Genomic DNA, 2,987 nt, shown 5'->3' on the forward strand with positions numbered 1-2,987 from the left:
ATTAGATACTCAATATTTAACTACTAAAAACATATTAAATTCATACATAAAAAAACCTGGGATATTAACCCGGGTTTTTATTTAAATACTAATCGATAAATACTATTCTCGAAACACCTTAAACTAAATCTTATTTCAGCAACCCCTTCATAGAATATTATCTGAGTGCCTTACAAATAAAACGTTTAAACGTAAAAAAATAATCACGATTTATTTTAAACAAATGCACTTTATCCTACTTTTTTTACCTTAAACGAACTTCAAGAGTATCTTATTATTAAATACATACAAAATTTGCTCACATTTATTTTTTACAGTACTTTCGGACTCGATTTATGTTTTTATTAGAAAACAATAATTAAAAAAAGAAAAAAAAGAGCTATTAATTAATTGTAAAACATTAAAAATCAATACTTTACACAATCAGCCAAGAAATATAAAACAACATCACTAACCATTAGCTAATCGACTCATTACAAGCTATTTAATTTTAAAGATTACAAAATTCAATTGAAAATTGAGTTATAGTTACCTAATGAAAAGTATTCGATTATATTCACTTAGCTTTTTAGAGTATTAATTAATAACAGTCTCTATGGTTATTCATCAAATAAGACATAGCTACTGGGGGGAGGAATTAATTAAAAAAAAAATGAAAAAATCAAAGAAAAAACATCTGCAAGGCGGTTCTACGCCACTGTACAACGGAATGTAAATTCCCATTCATATAAATAGCGATAAATTATAATTAACAGTTCATGAAACCTAAAATCAATTATGCCTATGAAAGACATATTGTACTTACTTAGGAACATTATTAATTCTAAACTATATAATGGTTTAGAAATTAGGGACAAAAAAATTTCAGTTCACAATCTGTCAAACCTTTTAAACGAATGATAAAACAATTACGTATCTTTATATTATTTGTAATAGGCTGTGTTAGTCTAGTTACAGCACAAACAACCACGGTAGTCTCCGGACTTAATGGACCTTATGGAAGTCTATTAGATGGGGATACATATTATTACACCGATTATGATGGTATTTATAAAATAGACCTAACACAAAATCCAGTAACACCGATTACTATATCAACAGAATCTGGTTATAAAAATGGTTTAGTTGTTTATGGCTCTGATTTATACTACTCTTCAGAATCTACTGATAAAGTGGCTAAAATAGAACTAACTAGTACTTTTCCTGCTACTTCTATAACGGTAGCAAATATCACAACCCCTGAAGGGATGGTGCTAATAGGAGACGATCTTTACGTGATTAAATTTACTCAAGGGGAAATTGCTAAACTTGATTTAACACAAACTTCACCAATTCCTTCTACTGTTATCACAGGACTTGGAAGCCCTTTTAATATAAGTTACTCTGGTAATAATATATATTTTAATGATATTTTCGACAATCATATTTATTACTTCGATTACACCACTAGTAATCCAACACTCAATACTATTTCTAGTACTATTACATCACCTTTAGATATTAAGGTAATAAATAATGAATTATATGCAACCAGTTCCACTGGCAATACGTTATTACATATTAACACCAATAGCATTATAGGTGCTACTACTACCATAATAGACACAGGGTTAAATTACCCAATAAGTTTTGACTACTACAATGATGCATATTATGTTGTTAATTTTGGCAGCAATAGTATCACAAAAACAATTGGAAGTTTAATTACCACCTGTATTTTAGATACGAATGCATCTGTTATCAATGACATAACATGTAATGGAGCAGATGACGGTAGTGCTATTGCTAACCCTGTAAATGGTACGGCTCCTTATACTTATGAATGGTATTTAGATGGGAGTGCTCCTAGCACTGTTACTTCACAAAGCTTTGAGGGTACAGGATGGAACTACACCCTTAGTCCGTCTACATACAATACTGAAACATTCGGAAATCCTCTTGCTGTTAACGGCAATGAAGATGTATGGGCAACAATTGAAGAATTTTCAGGTGATATAGACGCCCCATCTGAAGGAACTTATTTCTTTGGGATACAAGATTTAAACAACTCTAACGGTGGTGGTTCATTTGAACATACCATTACTTTTGATCCAATAGACGTTTCTGCCTACGGAAACATGACCTTAACATTTGACTACTATACTATTGGATTTGACAATCCTGATTATTTACAATACGTAATTGAGTATGATAATGGAACCTCTTGGGTCACCCCAGTTGATTTAAATAAAAACACCGGAGCTTGGACGACAGTTTCTGTGAACGTACCGGCTTCTTCCAACTACGTTAGATTACGATTGATTGGTTTCCAAAATGGAGCTAATGATTATGCTGCTTTCGACAATGTACAATTAGTGGCCAATTCAAATTTAGTAGCTTCTACACAAACTGCATCAGGTCTTGAAGCAGGCACCTATACCATTACCGTAACAGATGCTGTAGGATGTTCAAATACAGAAACAGTTACTATAACTGAGCCTACTGCAATTAGCATTTCGAGTACGTTGACAGATGCTACTTGCTATGGAAACGCTGATGGAACCATTGATTTAACAGTTACTGGCGGGACTGCTCCTTATACCTATGCTTGGTCTAACGGGGCTATAACAGAAGACCTTACTAATTTAACAGCTGATACCTATGATGTAACGGTAACAGATAGCACAGGTTGTTTTGTTACAACTTCGGTTACCCTAACAGAACCTGATGCTATACTAACTTCTACTTCAACATCAGACGCTGTATGCAATGGTGATTCTAATGGATCCATTAATTTAACAGTTACTGGCGGGACTGCTCCTTATACATACAGTTGGTCTAACGGGGCTACCACTGAAGACATTAGTGGATTGGCTGCAGGCTCATATACTGTTATTGTAACCGATAATACAGGATGCCAAGTTTCTGAAACAGTAGCTATAACGGAGCCTCTTGCAATAGATGGTAACGCTTCTGTAACAAATGTTTCTTGTAATGGCAATAGTGAC

General features: G+C 33.3%; 1 pseudogene. It reads left to right on the top strand.

Annotated elements, in window-relative coordinates:
• Positions 1–896: 896 nt before the first annotated feature.
• Positions 897–2,987, top strand: a pseudogene (locus NBRC110019_RS16590) (SprB repeat-containing protein); the annotation flags it as partial.

The organism is Neptunitalea chrysea (genome assembly GCF_027924145.1).
Lineage (GTDB): Bacteria > Bacteroidota > Bacteroidia > Flavobacteriales > Flavobacteriaceae > Neptunitalea > Neptunitalea chrysea.